Genomic DNA, 19,820 nt, shown 5'->3' on the forward strand with positions numbered 1-19,820 from the left:
AATTATCATGAATTTGTCATAACAAATTTTTGTATCATTAAGTTTTTGCTTGAAGCTATTCTTGCCAAATAAGGTCTAGACATCCATACCTGTTATTCAAAATGCCATTCTAATGTTTACTCTCCACTCACATATACGGTTTGAAAAAGCATATGAAAACTAGAAATGTAAGCGTTTTCTCGTTGTTGTCTTCAGTGCCATCAGCTGCTATGTCATGACAAGGTGAATATAAACCTATTGAAAAGGGGGTGAACAAAATAGCGTTTCAGTGATGAACAGCCAAAAAAATTAATGAAAAGGGGATGAAAAAATTGTTTTTAAACAAAAAGTTTCTCGTTTTTTCTTTCATTTTTGTGATGCTTTTAAGTCTGTCCTTTTTTAATGGGGAAAGTGCAAAAGCCAGTTCTGACAAAAGTTATAAAATGATCGGCTACTATCCGTCCTGGGGCGCTTATGGAAGGGATTTTCAAGTATGGGATATGGATGCTTCTAAAGTCAGCCATATTAATTATGCATTTGCTGATATTTGCTGGGAGGGGCGGCATGGAAACCCTGATCCGACAGGCCCGAATTCCCAGACATGGTCTTGCCAGGATGAAAACGGAGTGATTGATGTTCCTAATGGATCAATCGTGATGGGGGACCCATGGATCGATGTGCAAAAGTCAAATCCCGGAGATACTTGGGATGAGCCGATTCGGGGCAACTTTAAACAACTATTGAAGCTGAAAAAGAACCATCCTCATTTGAAAACATTCATATCAGTTGGCGGTTGGACCTGGTCAAATCGCTTTTCAGATGTTGCGGCAGATCCTGCGGCCAGAGAGAATTTTGCTGCTTCAGCAGTAGATTTTTTAAGAAAATATGGGTTTGATGGAGTCGACCTTGACTGGGAATATCCGGTAAGCGGAGGGCTGCCGGGAAACAGCACCCGTCCGGAGGATCAGAGAAACTACACGCTACTCTTGCAGGATGTGCGCGAAAAGCTTGACGCCGCAGAAGCGAAGGATGGCAAGAAATACTTGCTGACAATCGCCTCCGGTGCCAGCCCTGAATATGTAAGCAACACTGAATTAGATAAAATTGCTGAAACCGTTGATTGGATTAACATTATGACCTATGACTTTAATGGCGGATGGCAAAGTATAAGCGCCCATAACGCCCCATTATTCTATGATCCAAAAGCGAAAGAAGCCGGCGTTCCAAACGCTGAGACATTTAACATTGAAAGCACCGTGAAGCGCTACAAGGAAGCCGGTGTCAAAGCGGACAAATTAGTGCTTGGCACACCGTTCTATGGCAGAGGCTGGAGCGATTGTGAATCTGCAGACAATGGAGAATATCAAAAATGCGGACCGGCTAAAGAAGGGACGTGGGAAAAGGGGGTATTTGATTTTTCAGATCTTGAAAAGAACTACATCAATAAAAACGGCTATAAAAGATATTGGAATGATCGAGCAAAAGTGCCGTTTTTGTATAATGCAGAAAATGGAAACTTCATTACCTACGATGATGAAGAATCGTATGGATACAAAACCGATTTTATTCAATCAAACGGATTAAGCGGGGCTATGTTTTGGGATTTCAGCGGTGATTCAAATCAGACTTTGCTCAACAAATTAGCAGCCGATTTAGGGTTCGCTCCAGGTGGGAGTAATCCAGAACCGCCTTCATCTGCACCGGATAATTTGCGTGTGACCGAAAAAACCGCAACCAGTATCAGTCTGGCGTGGGATGCACCGAGCGACGGAGCAAACATCTCAGAGTATGTGCTGTCATATGAAGGCGGGTCCGTATCGGTCAAGGAAACATCGGCGACAATCGGGAAATTAAAGCCGAATACGACATACTCATTTACAGTATCGGCAAAGGATGCGGACGGAAAACTCCATACCGGGCCAACGATAGAAGCAGCAACAAACTCTGATCAAACATGTGGGTATAACGAATGGAAAGATACAGTCGTCTACACAGGCGGAGACCGAGTTGTCTTTAACGGCAAAGTGTATGAAGCGAAATGGTGGACGAAAGGAGAGCAGCCGGATCAGGCTGGTGAGTCGGGTGTATGGAAATTAATCGGTGATTGCAAATAATCAGTTTAATAGAAAACGATAAAGAGAGAGTGGGCTCCCCATCTCTCTTTATGAGAAAGGAGGATGAATGAAGTGAAAAGAACCGCTTTATTTACTTTGTCATCGATGCTGCTCCTGTCACTCTTGACCCCGTTCCAGAACATTTCCGCAGAGTCTCCAAGCAAAAAACAGACTTGCCGTCCAGAAGGGTTATGGGATTCGGGTGTTGCCAACATTCCATATTGTGATGTGTACGATCTGGAGGGGCGCGAAAAGCTGGCCAATAATTTAGACCGCAGAATGATCGGCTATTTTACGGGCTGGCGTACGGGAAAAGGCAATCAAGATCGTTATTTAGTAAACGATATCCCATGGAAGTACTTAAGCCACATTAATTATGCATTTGCTCATATCGGGGAGGATCATCGGGTTTCAATCGGGAGCGAGACGGATGCGAACAACCCGTCCCTAGGGATGACCTGGCCGGAGTATCCGGATGTAAAGATGGATCAAACATTGACGTATAAAGGCCATTTTAACCTTCTTCACCAGTTTAAAAAGAAATACCCCGATGTCAAAGTGTTGGCAGCAGTCGGCGGCTGGGCTGAAACCGGCGGTTATGTCGATAAGGATGGGAACCGAATACCAAGCGGAGGCTTTTACTCTATGACAACGAATGGTGATGGATCTGTGAACCACAAGGCAATCAGCACCTTTGCTGAATCTGTCGTAGCGTTTCTCAGAAAATATGAATTGGATGGAATTGATATTGACTACGAATATCCCACAACCATGCAAGATGCCGGCAATCCGTTAGATTGGAGCATTTCCAACCCGAGACGCAAGGGATTAAATCAAAGCTTTGATGTATTGATGAAAACATTAAGAGAAAAACTTGATCAAGCATCTGCTGAAGATGAACAATATTACATGCTCACCATTGCAGCGCCATCATCAGCCTATTTGCTGAGGGGCATGGAAACCTTTAAACCGCTCCGTTATGTCGATTATGTCAACATCATGTCCTATGATCTCCATGGAGCCTGGAATGAGTTTGTCGGTCCTAACGCTTCCTTATATGATAACGGCGAGGATGCGGAGTTAAAGCAGTCCAACATTTACAGCACGCCGCAATATGGGGGGATCGGATATTTAAATACAGACTGGGCTTACCATTATTTTAGGGGAGCGATGGAGGCAGGCAGAATCAATATCGGCGTTCCTTACTATACGAGAGGCTGGAAAAATGTGAGCGGAGGAGTAAATGGTTTGTGGGGAAGCGCTAAAAGTTCAAATTGTCCTCAAGGCCTTACCAAATGCGGCGACGGGGCAGTCGGGATCGATAATATTTGGCATGATCAAGATGAGCAGGGAAATGAACTGGGAGCAGGAGCAAATCCGATGTGGCATGCCAAAAATCTCGAAAAAGGCATTGCCGGTTCTTATCTAGAAAGGTATGGACTAAGCAAAGCCGATTTAAAAGGTGCTTACACTAGATATTATGACGCAGCGCTTGCGGCACCTTGGCTATGGAATGACGAAAAGAAAGTATTTCTATCTACTGAAGACGAGGAATCAATAGAAACAAAGGCCGATTATGTCATTGAAAAAGGAATCGGTGGTGTGATGTTTTGGGACTTAAGCGGTGACTATGACTGGTATCCCGACAGAAATGACAACAATGGAGAGTACGGTATCGGCAGGACATTAACGAGAACCTTATATCATAAATTTGCGGACGCGACACCATACGATAATCGGCTCAGCACGTCACCTTTACCTCGCGAATCACTAGATATCAATATAGAGTTTACCGATTATCCGTTAGGAGATCAAAATTACCCGATCCATCCGAAAATGAGGCTGACGAATAACAGTGATGTCACCATAACAGGAGGATCTGTGATTGAATTTGATGTGCCTACCTCTACTTCACCCCTATTTGGAAGCTGGAGCGGTGACCAGGTTGAAGTCATTTCTAAAGGGCATACAGGCCCGAACATTGGCGGGCTGACAGGAGATTTCCACCGCATCGGTGTGACCCTATCAAATTGGAAGTCAATTAAACCAGGTGAGACAGAGGAGTTTCAGCTTGTCTATTACTTGCCTATCAGCGGACCATCTCATTTCACCATCACCATTGATGATGAAAAGTACAGTTTGAAAGGCCAGTGAGGGCGAGTCCTATTCCCGCAAGCACAGCTGTAGCAAAAAACGAAGACCAGCCCGTTCCCGAGGGAAGCGGGCTGTCTTCATGTCCTTATTGTTTTATTGTGCGCTGTCTTTCAGTTTGTGAAATGAAAAGACTTCTTTTGTGATGGGGGTGCCTCTATTGTATGAAGAACCTCCGTATACTCCATTCGTATGAACCGCAAGAGAGCATGGCCGCTGCAATTTATCTGTGAACTGCTTTGTTCAAATACAGGTGAACCGCTTTGTCCTCCGTAAGTGTCCATCGCATATTGCAGTTTGTAAGTTTCTGATACGGCGATCGATCCCGAATGCTGCCACTGGGTGCCCGATGGTGTGTCACCTGGATATCCACTGACGGTCAAGCTTGTCCCAACGAGGGATGAAGTGGTGTATGATTATCTAAAGTAACCGGCGGTGTTGCCAATTGGCTCACTGTGTTCGAGGCTCAATTTTCTCGGTAGCCTGAGGCAGAAAGAGCATCTCCTGCCTGTTTGTTTGGAATCACGCAAACAACTTCAGCCCAACAACACCAATCACAATCAGCAGCAGGCTGAGCATGCGAATTATGTTTTTCGGCTCTTTAAATAGAATCATATTAAACAAGACAGAGCCCGCAGTTCCAAGTCCAATCCAGACCGTATAAGCGACGGATACTTGAACGGAAGAGAACGAGGCGTATAAAAACAAAAAGGATAAGGCAAAACCGCCGACAAATAGGATGCCTGTCGTGATTTGTTTTTTCTTACTAAACATATTCAAGCCAATGGTTCCGCCGATTTCAAAGGCAGAGGCTAACAACACAAAAAACCAGCCCATATTATACCGCTTCTCCTTTCTGCTCATGTGTCTCTCCATCAGACACTTTTAGTCCAATAATGCCAAGGACCAATATTCCCATAAATAATAGCTTCTCGAATGAAAACGAACCGCCGAACAGCGCATAATCCATTATAGACGTACCGATTGTTCCAACTCCGGCAAATACGGCGTATACCGTTCCAGTCGGCAGCTTCTCACAGGCTTTCATTAAAAAATAAAAATCAATTGGGATGAGGCAGATAATGACCGCCCATTCCCATACAGCATCTGCTTTATTTAAACCAAACACCCAAAGTAATTCGAATAAACAGGTGAGGGCGACATACATCCAGCTTTTCTTCATGATATTTCCTCCTAAAACTGACGATTCGTCATTTTGTAGCCAAAAAAGAGCGTACAGCAAGTGCTGTACTATGTTAAGGTGTCTCTATGCCAAGTGCGTAAAGGAGAAATTGCTTGACCTCTCGTTTTTGAATCAGAACCTCTTCTGTATCTGTTTCTGTAAATAAATACATTTGCTCAGCTGACGATTCAAGTAAACCGATAATGAACTTCGCCGCGTAATGACAATTTAAATTGGCACGGACTCTTTTGTCCTGCTTTGCTTTTTCTAAAAAAGCAGCGACCCATTTGTAAATCGGCTCATAAATATCTTCCCATTCCTTTAAATGCTCAGTGGCAGCTAAACCTGAATAGGTCAGGGCAAGGACATCACGGTATTGTCTTGTAAAAGAAAATATAAATTCAACAAGCGCATCTGCTTGATCGAGTACATCCGCATGCTGAGTTAATTCCTTTTCAATTGCAGGAACCATCTCCGAGATCAGATGCTCTGCGATAGCAGGCATGACAGACAGCTTTGAAGGGAAATATAAATAATACGTTCCTTGCGCCACCCCTGCTGCTTTCACAATATCCGAAATGGTCGTCTTTTCAATTCCTTTTTCTTTAAACGCGTCAATGGCAGCAAGCATAATCTTTTCTCGTTTTGACATATCATCACCGACCTTAAATGACTGAATGTCAGTCAGTTTAGCGGAAAACTGACAATTTGTCAATATGATATTTCCTTCATTGATTGAGAGAATAAGTGATGAATAGATGCGGGCAGGTCTGAATAAGCTGTAATATGGTCAAGCATTATGTGAGAAAGGGGCAGCTCTCCGTATGACATCGAGCGCTATGTTTTCAATGGCTTATTTCCTCCTGCTCGTCCCGCTATATATACATATGAGATACAGACAGGCAAAAAGGCACAAACGCTTTATCTATTTGCGAACAGAAATGGTCCTTGCCTGTCTGTTTGTTTATACGAATGTTTTATTATATTTGACGGTCTTTCCGAATCGTTTCTCTGCACCAAGGGATCAGGTGAGTGTCAATCTCATTCCTTTACAATCTATTTATCAAAATCTTCACGCCTACCATCACGGTTATCCAAATCTCGTCTTTTTGAATTTGGCAGGGAACATTTTATTATTTGTGCCACTCGGTTTTTTTCTTTATCAAGCCTTTCGGACAATGCGCTGGCAAAAGGCGATTTTAGCCGGCTTGATCTTGTCAGCAATGATCGAAGTACTTCAATGGATGTTCTCGCAATCTGGTATGATTACAAGAAGCAGCGATATTGATGATATCCTCTTAAATACACTTGGCACAGCGCTAGGCTGCACTTTGTATCAGATGTATCGACGAAGGAAGGAGAAAATCAGGTGAAGCGAGTATGTATCATTCCATGTGGCGCTAAGAAAATATGGGACGTGAATCCAGAGGCAGGAAGCCAGCCGGCGAACCTTGTATACTTAAGCCCGCTGCATCAGCGTACGAAAAGCTACGCTCAAACATTTTTTGCAGACTGGCTGATTTTATCAGCAAAGCACGGATTCTTAAAGGCAGATGATTTCGTTCATGAAAATTACGATGTGGCATTTGGCACGCCGCATGCTGAACAGGTGACACGAGAAGAACTGAGTCATCAATTTCATGAGAAAAATCTGTCCGCCTATGATGAGTTTGTGATACTAGGTGGAAAGAAATATCGAAAAGTGATCGACCCTTTATTACATCCTCATCAAAAAGCGAATTATCCGCTGGCTCCATATAAAGGAATTGGTTATATGCTTCAGGCGTTAAAGAGAGCCGTTGAGACAAAAATAGAACTTCCGCCGCATATTTAACTCATTCACATCTCCCAGTAAGCAGGGTTTTCATCATCAAAAAGAGAATGATTGAAGTAGCGATGCTGATTGTTTCTTATCTTTTCAGCAGCCACCAGGATGTCTGCATCGCTCATAAGAGGTGGTTCAATGACAAAGGGGGCGTATGAACATGACAACCATCTATTTAGCTGGTGATTCAACCGTTTCATCTTACCCAGATCGTCCTGTTCAAGGAGGATGGGGAGAGTTTTTACACCGCTATACCGCGCATGATGTCAAAGTCGAGAACCGGGCAATCGGTGGAAGAAGCTCAAAAACATTCATTGAAGAAGGACGCCTTGATGCCATATTGGCTGAGATTCAGCCGGGAGACTGGCTTTTCACACAAATGGGGCACAATGATGCTTCAAAGGATAAGCCAGAGCGGCATACAGAGCCTTTTACAACGTATAAAAGCTACTTGTCTCAATATATTCACGGAGCAAGAGCGAAAGGGGCAACCCCGCTTTTATTAACCCCTGTCGGCCGTTTTCATGAAAAAGACGGAGAATATATCAATGATTTCCCTGATTACTGTGCCGCTATGAAAGAACTAGCCGATGAAGAAGAGGTTCTTCTCGTGGATTTAAATACCGCAAGTCTTCAGTTTTATCAAATTTCCGGCATTGAGAAAACGACTTCTTTCTTTATGCTGTCAACTGAAGATCGCACGCATTTTACAAAAGAAGGAGCAGATGCGATTGCAAGACTTGTTTCTCTTGAACTAAAGGACCTTGGTTTAACCATTGTATGATGGACGGCAGGACGAGCGAGCGCTCGTCCTGTTCTTTTTTTGCAGAAAGCTATTGATTCCCGTAACCAGAGTAGACTACAATAGATACATATGATAATGAGAATCAATATCACTTATAAATAGATCGAACGATGAAAAACAACTGGAGGGACTCAAATGACAGATCAGCTTGAATTGTTTGACGTCACAATTATTGGCGGCGGTCCAGCAGGAATGTACACCGCCTTTTATAGTGGGATGCGGGACTTAAAGACGAAGGTACTTGAGTACAACGAAAGCCTTGGCGGAAAAATCCTTCTGTATCCTGAAAAAGTCATTTGGGATGTGGGCGGTTTGCCGCCAACAAGAGGAGAACAGCTGATTCAGCAGCTCGAGACGCAGGCGAAAACATTTGAACCCGAGATTGCGCTGAATCAAAAAATGACGAAATTCGAGCGCGTAGAGAATGATCACATCTTGCTGACGGCTGAAAATGGCGACCGTCATTTGACAAAGACCCTCATATTAGCCATGGGTCATGGGATCCCAGTCCAGCGGAAACTTGAAATCGAGCATGCAGACCGTTATGAGGTGACAAACCTGTATTACACAGTGCAGGAGCTCAAGACATTTGCAGGGAAGCGAGTAGTCATCTCTGGAGGAGGCGACTCAGCTGTTGATTGGGCAAATGCCCTTGTTTCAATTGCTGAAAGTGTCACCGTTGTGCATCGCCGTGACATGTTTGGCGGACATGAGAAAAACGTCGCCAACATGAAGGCATCTTGTGCACGAATTTTAACACCGCATGAACTGACAGAGCTTCACGGTCAAGGTGACAAAATTGATGCTGTCACGATTCAGCATTTAGAGACAGGTGACATCGAGCGAATTGAAACAGACGCTGTCATCGTCAATCATGGCATGAAAGGTGATTTAAGTGTTCTATCAGAATGGGGCTTAAAGCAAGGTGAATGGGGATTGATCGAGGTCAATGAAAATATGGAAACCAATTTACCCGGCGTATATGCGGTAGGCGATTTATGTACACACAAAAGCAAAGTTCGTTTAATTGCTGGTACGTTTGTTGACGGAGTAAATGCGTTGAATAGCGCAAAGCTTTACATCGAACCAGAAGCCGAAAAAGTGGCGTACGTCTCTTCCCATAATGAACGCTTTAAAGAGAAAAACAAAGAACTGCAAACGGCTGGAGCTCGTTAAATCATTCAAATAACATCATAAAAGTGCTGCCCGCATGTGGCAGCACTTTTTATATGGGGCTATTAACTGCGGGGCGCAAATAACATCACACTGACTCCTGCCAAACAGATCAAAGCACCTATCCAGTCGTAGAAATCAGGTGTTTTACGATCGACCCACCAGCCCCAAAACACAGCAAGAACAACAAACACACCGCCATAGGCCGCATAAACTCGTCCAAAGGTCGGGAACTGCTGGAAGGTAGGGATGACCCCATAAGCGACGAGGATGAGGCTGCCGGCGATTCCATAGCTGACAGGTTTTGCTTCACGCAGCCAAAGCCAGACAAGATAGCCGCCGCCAATTTCAGCTAAACCAGCTAATAGAAAAAGGACAATCGTTACAATCATTTACGGACACTCCAGTTCTCCTATTTTACGTTCTATTATGACATGATCAAAGAATGCGTTCTATCCAATTTGAATTGAGAGACTGGCGAGAGTTTGCTAAAATCAACTGAACAGTGAACGGTAACACATGGATTCTTGACTCTTTTGGCATAAGTGATCCAAATGGTCTATCAGTTCGTAAAGTAAGTACATTCTCATGAGGAGCACACTTCCTTTTTCAGCGCTCTTTTTTTCTCCTTAAAAAAAGAGTAAAGTACAAAGTAGGCTTATCACTGTAATCTCGTGATATAGCAATACGTGAAGGATTTCATGATGAATGCAGCATGCTCTTTCTCATGAAAAAGGAAGGAGAGGACCATGGACACACTGAAGGACTTTGAGCTGTATCACAAGATCAAATATGATCGTCACAAGCCTTCGCTTGAAATGTTGTACGATCGTTATGAACGTGTATTATATTCGTTTATTTATAAAATGACTGGAAACCGTGAGCTGGCCGAGGAAGTGCTTCAAGAAGTCTTTATCAAGCTTTGGCGCGGCATAGGAGAATACAATATGGATAAAGGGAAATTCTCCTCGTGGTTATTCATGATGTCACGCAACACAGCCATTGATCTCCTAAGAAAACACCGGAACGAAACAGCACTGGAAGATGAACATATCGAATACTTAGCAGATCATCAAGAAGATGTGTCAAAAGAAGTAGAATGGAACGAGGAAAAACAAATCATACGTGAAGCAGTATCTACATTGTCAAAAGAACAGCAAACCATCATAGAAGATGTCTATTTTAAAGGACTGACACAAAAGAGCATTGCAGAAAAGCTAGGCATTCCCATTGGAACGGTGAAGGGAAGGGTTCGATTGTCATTGAAGCATTTACGAACGAGACTGTCTCGCGGAGGAAAGGAGGAAGAGGCATGACTCAGTGTAAACATCAAGTCATTGATTATTTCAACGGGCATTTACAAGGAGAAGAGAAGGCGCAATTTGAAGAGCACATCAAGCACTGCTCGGCTTGCAAAGAAGAGCTTGAAGAACTGACATCTCTCATGTCTGACATTCCGTTTCTAGCTGGTGACCAAACACCTCCGGCGGGGATGAAAGATCGCATTTTATCCCAAGTGTTTGAAGATGAGACGTCAGAGACAGTCGCAGAAAAGACCGACAAGAAAAAAGAGCTCGGGGTCGTATCTGAACGAAACGAGATCAAACCGCCGCAAAAGAAGCGAAACCAATGGCTATTGCCACTCGTTGCCGCACTGTTTCTCATGTCTGCAGCTGGAAACGTGTATTTCCTGACGAATGGAAAAGAACAAGCGGAAGAACCTGTAAGCGTTGTTGCGACAAAGTCACTGGCATCTGCCGCATCACCAAAAACAACGGGTGCTTTTTCAGTGATCGAGCATAACGGCAAAAAAGAGCTTGTTGTGAGTGCAGACGGGTTAAAAGGTCAGCTTGATTCATCTGCTGTTTATCAAGTATGGCTCATTAAAGGAGATCAGCCGGTTCCAGCCGGAGCTTTTAAAACAGACAGCAAAGGGGAAGGCACGGTCACCTATGCGTTATCTGAAAAAGAAGCAAGCGAATCATGGGATACAGTGGCTGTCACCCTTGAACCCAAAAAGGATAACCAGCTTCCGCAAGGTCCTGTCGTACTAAGTGCCGCATTTTAAAGTTTGTTATTGAAAGGATGCCTTTTGAAGGGCGTCCTTTTTTAATAGGCCAAGGGAACCTTTTAAAAAAGGAGACGTAGTACAGTAGAGGTGAAACACATGCAACCATACACAGAAAAACAACTATTTCTCTTATCATTCAGATACGCATTTATCGCTTTGTACTCTTTGGTGATTCCATTCATGGTAAAAGCCCTTTTTGTGCCATCCCCTTTATTTATTGTTTTGATCGCTCTTTTTATAACTCATAATCTAGTAGGAAGTATCGTGTGGTTTTACAAATCGAGACACATCCGAAAGCGTCAGTCAGGCGACCTATCCAAGCGGGGACATGTCTTTGTCCAGATCGTGCAAAGGCTCGAACAGCTCATGATAATCGGTTTTGTCATTCTCTGGATCAGCGAATGGATACAGGGAGGGGCAGATAACTTTACCCTCTCATTCACTATTTTTCTATTGATCATCTTTTCCCTGCATCACATTCAGTTTTATTACGTCCAACTATTCTTTAAGTCCAACAGCTGGTTCACTTATGTTCCTTCTTTGAAAAAGGCTCGTCCTTCTTATATTGTGAGGGAGCGAAAGGCTTTGAAGAGGTCATAAATGTGCAATCGCTCCGTTGATCCACCTATAAACATCAGAAAATTATGATAAAATGTGGAAAAGAAGCATGGAGAAAGGGAGTGCGAGCGAGTGAAAGCAGTTGGACTATTTGAGTACTTGCCGATTGAGCATGAGCAAAGCCTGATTGATCAGGAGGTAGCAAAGCCTCAAGCAGCTGGCAGAGATATACTGGTGAAGGTAGAGGCTGTGTCGGTGAATCCAGTTGATACAAAGGTGAGGTCACCGAAGGATCAGAAGGAAGAAGAACTGAAAATTCTTGGCTACGATGCAAGCGGAACGGTTGTTGAAGTAGGCGAAGATTGTACGTTGTTTCAGCCTGGTGACCACGTGTACTACGCAGGAGATATCACGCGTCAAGGCTCAAATAGTGAGTACCAGCTTGTGGATGAGCGCATTGTGGCGAAAAAGCCTGCAAATCTCTCTTTTGCAGAAGCAGCAGCGATTCCTCTTACAACGATTACGGCATATGAGGCTTTATTTGACCGGATGCATGTCAAGCGAAATGCAGAAGGCTCGACACTGCTTATCATCGGTGGTGCAGGCGGGGTGGGCTCGATTGCCATTCAGCTGGCCAAATTGGCGAAGGCAACCGTGATCGCCACCGCATCAAGACCAGAAACAAAAGAATGGTGTCTGTCATTAGGGGCCGATCATATCATTGACCATCATGAGCCGCTCTTCACGCAGCTTCAGGAAAAAGGGATTGGCGAAGTGGATTTCGTTTTATGCTTAAATGATACAGACGGGCATTTTAAAGGCATGACAGAAGCCATTAAACCTCAAGGCACGATCTGTACCATTGTTGAAAATCAACACCATCTAGACATTCAATTGCTCAAAAACAAAAGTGCTGCATTTGTGTGGGAATTCATGTTCACACGGCCTATGTACGAAACAGCGGATATGATCAAGCAGCACGAGCTTTTAACTGAAGCGAGCAAGTTATTTGAACAGGGAAAATTAACGCATACTTTAACAAAGGTACTCAGCCCGATCAATGCCGCCAATTTGAAACAGGCACATCAAACGCTTGAGCAAGGGAAGATGATTGGTAAATTTGTGCTAGAAGGGTTTGAGAGAGGGGACAGCATATGACGTCATTACAATATCCGATTGGCTTATATGAACCGGTTGAAACACAAACGAAAGAACAACTTGAGGCATGGATCGATCAGTTGGCTGCGATTCCTCAACGGTATGAAGAGGTGACTGCACAGTTGGCAGATGCTCAGCTGGATACACCGTATCGGCCGGGAGGATGGACCGTCCGTCAGCTCATTCATCACGTAGCGGACAGCCATCTGAATGCTTACTTGCGATTCAAACTCGCTCTCACAGAAGTTACACCGCACATACGTCCATATGATCAGGAGGGATTTGCCTCCCTTCCAGATAGTAAGGCACCCATCAGCCTATCACTGTCCTTGATCAGCAGTCTGCATCGCAGGTGGGTCACCCTGCTTCGCGGGATGACAGAGGAAGACTTTAGCGCTGCTTATTATCATCCAGCCGATCAACAAACGGTGTCTTTATATGATGCAACAGGAATGTACGTCTGGCATTCACAGCACCACCTTGCCCATGTGACGGAATTAATCAAAAGAAATCAGTGGAATTAAAGGAGTAGACACATGTCTGGTAGAAGAATTTTCGGCGCCATGTTTATCTGTATGGCGGCATTGTTTTAAATAGCAAAATACGTTTTGTTTGAGATACGCTATAGTAACAGCTTAGGCTCAGAAAGAACGATTGAGGAACTTGAACATCTGCTGCCTGGTGGGACATGGATCAGCATCATTTTTCTCATCATCGGTGTAGGTTATCTCTTATGGGATGACAGGGAAGTCATTCGTCAATATCTCTTCACCCCAGATCGACAAGTAGAAGAAATAAAAAAGACGGACCTCAAGTGACCGTCTTTTTTCCTTTTCATTTTTAGCCTCGTTCAGGACGTAGTGCCTTTTCTAAAATGGCTAGACCTTCATTGACTTTTTCTTTTTCCTCATCATTGAGCCGTTGCAGGGAATTTTTAATTTTTTCGTGTCCTTTTTGATAAATACTTCTGAAAATATTTTTGGCTTCCTCTGTCAGTTCTACAACAATGATTCGCCGGTCACGCTCAGAATGCTTTCGCTCGACAAAGTTAGACTGTTCTAAACGGTCAAGCAGGCCAGTCATATTGGACAAAGAAGCCCCCATTTTTTCAGCAATTTCGGATACCTTGAGAGAGCCATGGTTATTGAGCAGCATGAGCACCTTCATTTGAGGCATACTCATATCAAGCTTCATCCATTCAGAAACATCTCCAAGTCCTGCAGCAGTGAGCACTTTCATATAGAGCACCCATGTCTTTTTTTCCTCAGGAGATAGAATTTCTTCTTTTAGTACGGTGGTGTCATGAATATTATATTCCACGCTTGTTCACTTCCTTTAAGCGGCTCTTTTCTTTATATTACTGATTTTCCCTTCTAATTGAAAGTATCATCAAGCTTTTGAATGTTAAACTGCATGAATCAAGTGGTATTTGTTGTATAATAATGTTCAGTTGAAATAAATGAAGCAACCTAGAAAGTTGGGAAAAACATGTGGAACAAAAAAACGGGTATGACGATCTTAAAAATGCTCTTTCCGATCGTGATCATCCTTGTCTTAATTTTTGTCGCCAAGCAGGAGCTGAGCGGCCTTTCCATTAAAAAGACTTTTTATATTATTGACAGCTTGAATCGAATGGACTTGTTTATTCTTGTCTTTCTTGGACTTGTCGCGGTTTTATCGATGTCCTTATATGATTTTATTTTAAGAAGAAGCCTTAACATGCCAATCAGCGGCTGGAAAACGATTCGCATTTCTTGGATTGCGAACTCCTTTAACAGTGTACTTGGTTTCGGCGGCTTATCGGGAGCAGGGCTCAGAACGCTTCTATACAAAGAGTACATAACAGATACGAAAAAACTGCTGAAAGGCATTGCCCTTTTGACATCGTCTGTCCTTTTGGGCTTATCTATTTTCAGTGATTTGATCTTGGTCAGGGTTCTGCCTGTTGAAAGTATTATTAGTCAGGAGCCGTGGTTATGGGCATTTGTCATTATCTTTGCCTGTATTGTGCCAATTTACATCATCATGGCCTCGGTTCGAAAAAGCTCGATTGAGAGCGGTGAAAATGGACTGAAGCACCCGATCTACGCTTATATCGGCGCATCGTTTTTAGAATGGCTGGCAGCAGGTCTTGTCATGTACATGGCTGTCGTCTCAATGGGGATGAACGTCGATGTCCGTATTGTATTAGGCGTGTTTGCGATTGCATCAATCGGTGGTTTAATCAGTATGGTTCCGGGCGGATTTGGTTCATTTGATTTGATCTTTTTACTCAGCATGCAATACATTGGTTTTGACAAAGAGATGGTGCTGACGGCGCTAGTATTGTACCGCTTCGTGTACTCGATTTTCCCGTTTATCCTTGGACTATGTCTGGCTGCATATGATTTAACGGGAACGACGCTTAGACGTCTTGAAGGCAATCCGAGGATGGCACCTGCCATTGAAACAACGAACGTCTTAATTGTCTTACACCGCGCCCTATTAATCCGCTTGTTGTACGGATCTTTATCCATTTTAACGTTAGGAAGCGGCCTGCTCATTATGGCTTCCGTTGTGCTTCCTGTTGATCGGTTAGGCGTGATTACCAGCATTCCACGCTTTCTGTTATCGGGATTTAATGGTCTTTCTTTAATGTTTGGGATCATTCTGATGATTTTGTCCATAGAAGTGTATAAACGGACAAAAAGATCTTACGTGCTGACGATGATTGCCTTAGCTGGCGGCTTTGTGTTTACTTTGTTAAAAGGGTTTAACCTGAGTCTAATCTTTATTTTGCCAGTCATCATGGCGGTGTTTTTCTCTCTTCGACATCAATTTGTGAAGCAGCAGGCGCCGTATTCCTTGTATCAGTTTGTGGCGGCTGCCGCCGGATATTTACTCGTTTTGTTTAACTATAATGTCATTGGCAACTTTATTTGGACAAAAATCGGGCATTTCTTGAGCAAGGACTATTTGGTTCATAATGAACGGCATATCACGATGACAAGCGTGATTGCTTTAATCGGTGTACCGCTTTTCTTTTTCATTAGTAAATTGATTTTTAATAAAAAGGCATTTCCAATTGGAGAAGAGGCAGATGAAGAAAAATTAAACGCGTTTTTAGAAGAAAAGGGAGGAAATGCCCTCAGTCATCTTGGCTTTTTAGGAGACAAAAAGCTGTTTTTCTCAAGTGATGGAGAGGCGATGCTACAGTTTGGCCGAATTGGCCGCTGCGTCATTGTGCTCGGAGATCCATCTGGACGTAAAGCGTCTTATCCACTTGTACTTGAAGAGTTTTTGCAGCAGACCGAAAAAGCAGGCTATCGTGTCGCTTTTTACCAAGTAGAACGAGAAGGGATGGCTCTCTATCATGACTTAGGTTTTCACTTTTTTAAGCTTGGAGAAGAAGCCATGGTCGACTTAGAAACGTTTTCTCTATCAGGTAAGAAAAAATCAAATTTACGAGCTGTCGCTAATAAGTTTGAACGAGAAGGCTATACCTTTGAGATGGTGGAACCACCCTTTTCAAATGAATTTATTTCTACCTTAAAACAGATCTCTGACAGCTGGCTTGGAAAGAAAAAAGAAAAAGGATTTTCTCTCGGCTACTTTCATGAAGACTATCTTCAAAAAGCACCGATTGCGATCTTAAAGGATGAAAAGGGACAGATCATTTCCTTTGTGTCATTAATGCCGATGTACCAAGAAGGAGAAATATCCATCGACTTAATGCGTCATATGCATGATGCACCGAACGGAATGATGGATGCGCTGTTCATCCACCTTTTTCAATGGGGGAAAGAAAAAGGCTACAAATCCTTTAACATGGGAATGGCGCCTTTATCAAATGTAGGGACGTTCCATCAGTCGTTCCTCACAGAACGTTTGGCGAGTGTCATCTACAATAACGTCAGATATATGTATAGTTTCAGCGGATTACGGTCGTTTAAACAGAAATATAAACCCGAATGGCACGGGAAATATTTAGCGTATAAAAAGAATACGTCACTAGCTGTCACCATGGTGCTTGTCACTAAACTGATTGGGATGGACCCAAATCGGAAACGGCGTCAATAAATCAAAAACCTTTACCTTTCACTAGGTGAAGGTTTTTTTTAGACAAAAGAATAGCAAAAGTGGTAAAGTTGAAGGGTAAGGGGGATGTTAAAATGACGACATTGAATGAATGGTTTATAAAGGGATTAGCTGAACGTACATATGTACACAACATGGAGAAAAACCGTGAAAATCTGCTCACGGTGTACAACCAGTACACAATTCATCAAAAAGAAAAAGAGCTGCTTCAACGGCTGCAAAAGAAAAAGCTAAGAGCGCTTGTCATCACAGCGGATTGGTGCGGGGATGCGATGGTCAATGTACCGATTTTCATGCGTATCGCGAGTGAAGCACTCATTGATGCGCGCTATTTCATTCGGGACGAGCATCTAGACCTGATGGATCAGTATTTAACGAACGGGACCGCAAGATCTATTCCGATTATCGTCATCATTGATCAGGATGGGAATGAAGTGGGGAAATGGGGACCTCGCTCAGCAGAAGCGCAGCGCTTTGTCGACGAGAAAAAACCGGACAAGGATGCACCTGACTTTGAAGAAGCATTTAAAGTTTTTGCGAAAGAAGCCGCTCATCACTATACGACAGATCGTTACTTATGGAAAGATATTGAGAAAGAAATAGTAGAAGTTTTGGCAAAAATATAAACCAAAAGACTACTTCGCCGCAATGGGAAGTAGTCTTTTTTTATCTTGTTTTTGCGTTTCACCTACAAAACACCGAATAAAGTTGTAGAAAAACCGCAGATTTCTATCAAATACCGCAGAAAACCGCAAAGCACCACGATTTTCCCAACCACTTTTAGTTGAAAAACCTCATATATGCCATGAAATCATCAATTTTGCCCTTATCTAAAGGCTCATATAACGCACGTTGGTTTGCTTTTTCCCAATACAAGAGGCCCAGCAACTATAGTAATCTAATTGTAATCTCCTTTGAACGAACTAAAAAAACAAATGACGGAAAAGGGCTGGCGATCAATCTATGAAAAAAATCATTTATCTCGACCAAGAAAAGAAAAAGCTCGCTGAATCAAAAAAAAGAGAACAGCGTTCCATCAAATCACTCAGGCTGCTTGTGTTTTATGATGGACAAAGTCCTACATGTGCAAAAGCGATTGACCTGTTAAAATCACTTGATTGGAAGAACCGTATACACTTTGAATCATTTAGACATTCACAGCTGCTGAGGCTGAATAAAATAAGTGAAGAGAAGGCAGAAAAACGAATCGTCTCTATTTCCTTAGCCAAAAATCAGAAAAATTCAGGGATCTATACTTTGCTGCGTATTGCTTATAACATCCCTGCATTATGGGGAACGGTCCCATTCATTATGCTCAGCATTTGGCTAGGATTTGGACAGCATGCGTATGATTATTTTGCGAGAAAACGATATATTCATTCTGTCGAACAAGTCACCCGTCCTGATACAGATCAGCAAAAAACCATTTAATGAATAGAAAAAGCATGACCTTCGATCGGCAGAAGGTCATGCTTTTTTGTAATAGGGCACATATGACGCTAAGTGATCAAGCAGCTTCCCCGTGTAGGACATATACGCACGTTCGTCAAGCTCAGAAGCTGCATAGGAAAGCAAGGTTCTAAGAGCAAACAAGTACTCACTGTGCAGCTGATTGTGTTCAAAATAAGGAATGGCTGCTTCGGCTAAATATGTTTTCAAATCATGAGGATTCTCCTCAATCATCAATTTATATATTTTAATCATATATAAACAGTTTGGCTGAATACGAGGCTGTTTTAACAGCTCGTGTATGTAAGGAAGCGCCTTTTTACGATCATATTCAGCATACAATGTCGCAATTTCATATAGCGTTTCACAGTAACGATCTTCTATCTGTTCTTGATTAAAGTAATTGAGTGAATCTAGTAAATAAGGCACAGCTGAAGAGAAATCACCTTCACGTTTTAAGAGCACCCCATAATAAAAATAAGCCGTCATTTTAATATAGGCATCAGGGTGAAGGGAAGTGTGCAAAATCACTTCTTTTAAATATTTCTTAGCTGTTTGAAAAGCTTTTAGTTCCAGTGAGATCACGCCATGAATGAGTGTACAGTGAATGATCCGCTTGAAATTGTTCTTTTGTCTATATAAATCCATCGCTTGATGTGTGGCTTCAAGCGCATCACCAAGATGTCCCATATTTCCAAGTGCTTTTGCATAGTGATAATACAGGTCACTTTGTTCAACAGACGCGTAGGAAAAGCAGCTTTCAAGTTTTTTCAGCCCTTCTTCAAGTTGACCATTTTTAATCTGATGGATGCCATCTAGATATTCAAAAATTTCTTTTTCCGTTTCAATAAAGGTTTTTTCAAACTTTTTGAGCACGCGGTGTGTTTTTAAGGCAAGCGGCTGTTTTTCCGTTAATAAATAAAATTGAAATAAGGACAAATGATACTGAATTCCTAAATCTAGCGAAAAGAACTGTTCCTCGTGTTGAATGATCATTTCTGCATTTTGTTCAGCCTGATCGAGTGCATAGAAATACATATTCATTTGAAACTCATCCAAGAGTGACAGCAGGTGACGCGCCTTTTGCGACAGCGTTTCTTGGCTGATACCAAGCCGTTCAAGCAGCAGATTAATCGTATCTTGATTGGCCTCCTTTGAGCCATTTTCAATTTTACTTAAATGAGAGACAGAACAAATCCCTTCTGCCAATTCAGATTGGGTCATATTTTGTTTATAACGATAGAGTTTAATGATTTGCCCAATATTGATTTTCATTC

20 protein-coding genes and 1 pseudogene are annotated in these 19,820 nt (G+C 42.7%); 14 read left to right on the plus strand and 7 right to left on the minus strand.

Going from position 1 to position 19,820, the window contains the following annotated elements:
* The first annotated feature begins 302 nt into the window (after positions 1 to 302).
* Positions 303 to 2,093, plus strand: a complete 1,791-nt coding sequence (locus tag ACYH0L_RS04015) for a glycosyl hydrolase family 18 protein (RefSeq protein WP_370461143.1) — start codon at positions 303 to 305, stop codon at positions 2,091 to 2,093.
* 63 nt (positions 2,094 to 2,156) lie between these two features.
* On the plus strand, positions 2,157 to 4,247 hold the full coding sequence (locus tag ACYH0L_RS04020; RefSeq protein WP_249705300.1) for a glycosyl hydrolase family 18 protein: 2,091 nt from the start codon (positions 2,157 to 2,159) through the stop codon (positions 4,245 to 4,247).
* A 93-nt stretch (positions 4,248 to 4,340) separates the two neighbouring features.
* Here ACYH0L_RS04020 and ACYH0L_RS04025 read toward each other — a convergent pair.
* From ACYH0L_RS04025 to ACYH0L_RS04040, 4 genes and pseudogenes are all read right to left on the minus strand, one after another.
* A pseudogene (locus ACYH0L_RS04025) lies at positions 4,341 to 4,711 on the minus strand (trypsin-like serine peptidase); the annotation flags it as partial.
* Positions 4,712 to 4,766: 55 nt separating this feature from the next.
* Positions 4,767 to 5,081: a DMT family transporter gene (locus tag ACYH0L_RS04030; protein ID WP_099727630.1), complete on the minus strand. Its 315-nt coding sequence runs from the start codon at positions 5,079 to 5,081 to the stop codon at positions 4,767 to 4,769.
* A 1-nt stretch (position 5,082) separates the two neighbouring features.
* Complete coding sequence (locus ACYH0L_RS04035) at positions 5,083 to 5,427, minus strand: DMT family transporter (RefSeq protein ID WP_099727629.1); 345 nt, start codon at positions 5,425 to 5,427, stop codon at positions 5,083 to 5,085.
* A gap of 73 nt (positions 5,428 to 5,500) precedes the next feature.
* Positions 5,501 to 6,079 (minus strand): TetR/AcrR family transcriptional regulator, encoded by a 579-nt coding sequence (locus ACYH0L_RS04040; protein WP_099727681.1) that lies wholly within the window; start codon positions 6,077 to 6,079, stop codon positions 5,501 to 5,503.
* A 172-nt stretch (positions 6,080 to 6,251) separates the two neighbouring features.
* Here ACYH0L_RS04040 and ACYH0L_RS04045 point away from each other — a divergent pair, with 172 nt between their 5' ends.
* The 4 genes from ACYH0L_RS04045 (at position 6,252) to ACYH0L_RS04060 (ending at position 9,233) form a co-directional block, all read left to right on the plus strand.
* Complete coding sequence (locus ACYH0L_RS04045; RefSeq protein WP_099727628.1) at positions 6,252 to 6,800, plus strand: VanZ family protein; 549 nt, start codon at positions 6,252 to 6,254, stop codon at positions 6,798 to 6,800.
* On the plus strand, positions 6,797 to 7,261 hold the full coding sequence (locus ACYH0L_RS04050; protein WP_099727627.1) for a DUF6884 domain-containing protein: 465 nt from the start codon (positions 6,797 to 6,799) through the stop codon (positions 7,259 to 7,261). Before ACYH0L_RS04045 ends, ACYH0L_RS04050 begins: the two co-directional genes overlap by 4 nt.
* A 151-nt stretch (positions 7,262 to 7,412) precedes the next feature.
* Positions 7,413 to 8,036, plus strand: coding sequence for a rhamnogalacturonan acetylesterase (locus tag ACYH0L_RS04055; RefSeq protein WP_482354390.1), 624 nt, complete (start codon positions 7,413 to 7,415; stop codon positions 8,034 to 8,036).
* Positions 8,037 to 8,192: 156 nt separating this feature from the next.
* Complete coding sequence (locus ACYH0L_RS04060; RefSeq protein ID WP_099727625.1) at positions 8,193 to 9,233, plus strand: NAD(P)/FAD-dependent oxidoreductase; 1,041 nt, start codon at positions 8,193 to 8,195, stop codon at positions 9,231 to 9,233.
* A 62-nt stretch (positions 9,234 to 9,295) separates the two neighbouring features.
* On the opposite strand, the gene ACYH0L_RS04065 is transcribed toward ACYH0L_RS04060, so the two are convergent.
* On the minus strand, positions 9,296 to 9,622 hold the full coding sequence (locus ACYH0L_RS04065; protein ID WP_099727624.1) for a YnfA family protein: 327 nt from the start codon (positions 9,620 to 9,622) through the stop codon (positions 9,296 to 9,298).
* Positions 9,623 to 9,979: 357 nt separating this feature from the next.
* Between ACYH0L_RS04065 and ACYH0L_RS04070 the strand changes: the two genes are divergently transcribed.
* The 5 genes from ACYH0L_RS04070 to ACYH0L_RS04090 all read left to right on the plus strand — a co-directional run bounded on the left by ACYH0L_RS04070 (position 9,980) and on the right by ACYH0L_RS04090 (position 13,835).
* Positions 9,980 to 10,546: an RNA polymerase sigma factor gene (locus ACYH0L_RS04070; RefSeq protein WP_256499415.1), complete on the plus strand. Its 567-nt coding sequence runs from the start codon at positions 9,980 to 9,982 to the stop codon at positions 10,544 to 10,546.
* Positions 10,543 to 11,298 carry an anti-sigma factor gene (locus tag ACYH0L_RS04075; protein WP_256499416.1) on the plus strand — a complete coding sequence of 252 codons (756 nt, stop codon included), beginning with the start codon at positions 10,543 to 10,545 and terminating at the stop codon, positions 11,296 to 11,298. Before ACYH0L_RS04070 ends, ACYH0L_RS04075 begins: the two co-directional genes overlap by 4 nt.
* A 693-nt stretch (positions 11,299 to 11,991) precedes the next feature.
* Complete coding sequence (locus ACYH0L_RS04080; RefSeq protein WP_482354391.1) at positions 11,992 to 13,017, plus strand: zinc-binding alcohol dehydrogenase family protein; 1,026 nt, start codon at positions 11,992 to 11,994, stop codon at positions 13,015 to 13,017.
* Complete coding sequence (locus tag ACYH0L_RS04085; RefSeq protein WP_230031575.1) at positions 13,014 to 13,541, plus strand: YfiT family bacillithiol transferase; 528 nt, start codon at positions 13,014 to 13,016, stop codon at positions 13,539 to 13,541. The genes ACYH0L_RS04080 and ACYH0L_RS04085 overlap by 4 nt, the downstream gene beginning before the upstream one ends.
* A gap of 84 nt (positions 13,542 to 13,625) precedes the next feature.
* A complete protein-coding gene (locus ACYH0L_RS04090) occupies positions 13,626 to 13,835 on the plus strand; it encodes a hypothetical protein (RefSeq protein ID WP_482354392.1) in 210 nt (69 codons plus the stop codon).
* A 22-nt stretch (positions 13,836 to 13,857) separates the two neighbouring features.
* Here the strand turns inward: ACYH0L_RS04090 and ACYH0L_RS04095 are convergent, their stop codons facing one another.
* Positions 13,858 to 14,337, minus strand: coding sequence for a MarR family transcriptional regulator (locus tag ACYH0L_RS04095; RefSeq protein ID WP_008341672.1), 480 nt, complete (start codon positions 14,335 to 14,337; stop codon positions 13,858 to 13,860).
* A 168-nt stretch (positions 14,338 to 14,505) separates the two neighbouring features.
* Here ACYH0L_RS04095 and mprF point away from each other — a divergent pair, with 168 nt between their 5' ends.
* From mprF to ACYH0L_RS04110, 3 genes are all read left to right on the plus strand, one after another.
* Complete coding sequence (gene mprF, locus ACYH0L_RS04100; RefSeq protein ID WP_099727617.1) at positions 14,506 to 17,076, plus strand: bifunctional lysylphosphatidylglycerol flippase/synthetase MprF; 2,571 nt, start codon at positions 14,506 to 14,508, stop codon at positions 17,074 to 17,076.
* A 92-nt stretch (positions 17,077 to 17,168) separates the two neighbouring features.
* A complete protein-coding gene (locus tag ACYH0L_RS04105; RefSeq protein ID WP_099727616.1) occupies positions 17,169 to 17,720 on the plus strand; it encodes a thioredoxin family protein in 552 nt (183 codons plus the stop codon).
* Between the two features lie 337 nt (positions 17,721 to 18,057).
* The gene (locus ACYH0L_RS04110) at positions 18,058 to 18,525 is read left to right on the plus strand and encodes a thiol-disulfide oxidoreductase DCC family protein (protein WP_099727615.1); all 468 of its coding nucleotides are present in this window, start codon (positions 18,058 to 18,060) and stop codon (positions 18,523 to 18,525) included.
* A gap of 36 nt (positions 18,526 to 18,561) precedes the next feature.
* Here ACYH0L_RS04110 and ACYH0L_RS04115 read toward each other — a convergent pair whose 3' ends face one another.
* A complete protein-coding gene (locus ACYH0L_RS04115) occupies positions 18,562 to 19,818 on the minus strand; it encodes a transcriptional regulator (RefSeq protein ID WP_099727614.1) in 1,257 nt (418 codons plus the stop codon).
* Positions 19,819 to 19,820 lie beyond the last annotated feature (2 nt).

Source organism: Bacillus sp. MC1252 (genome assembly GCF_056838025.1).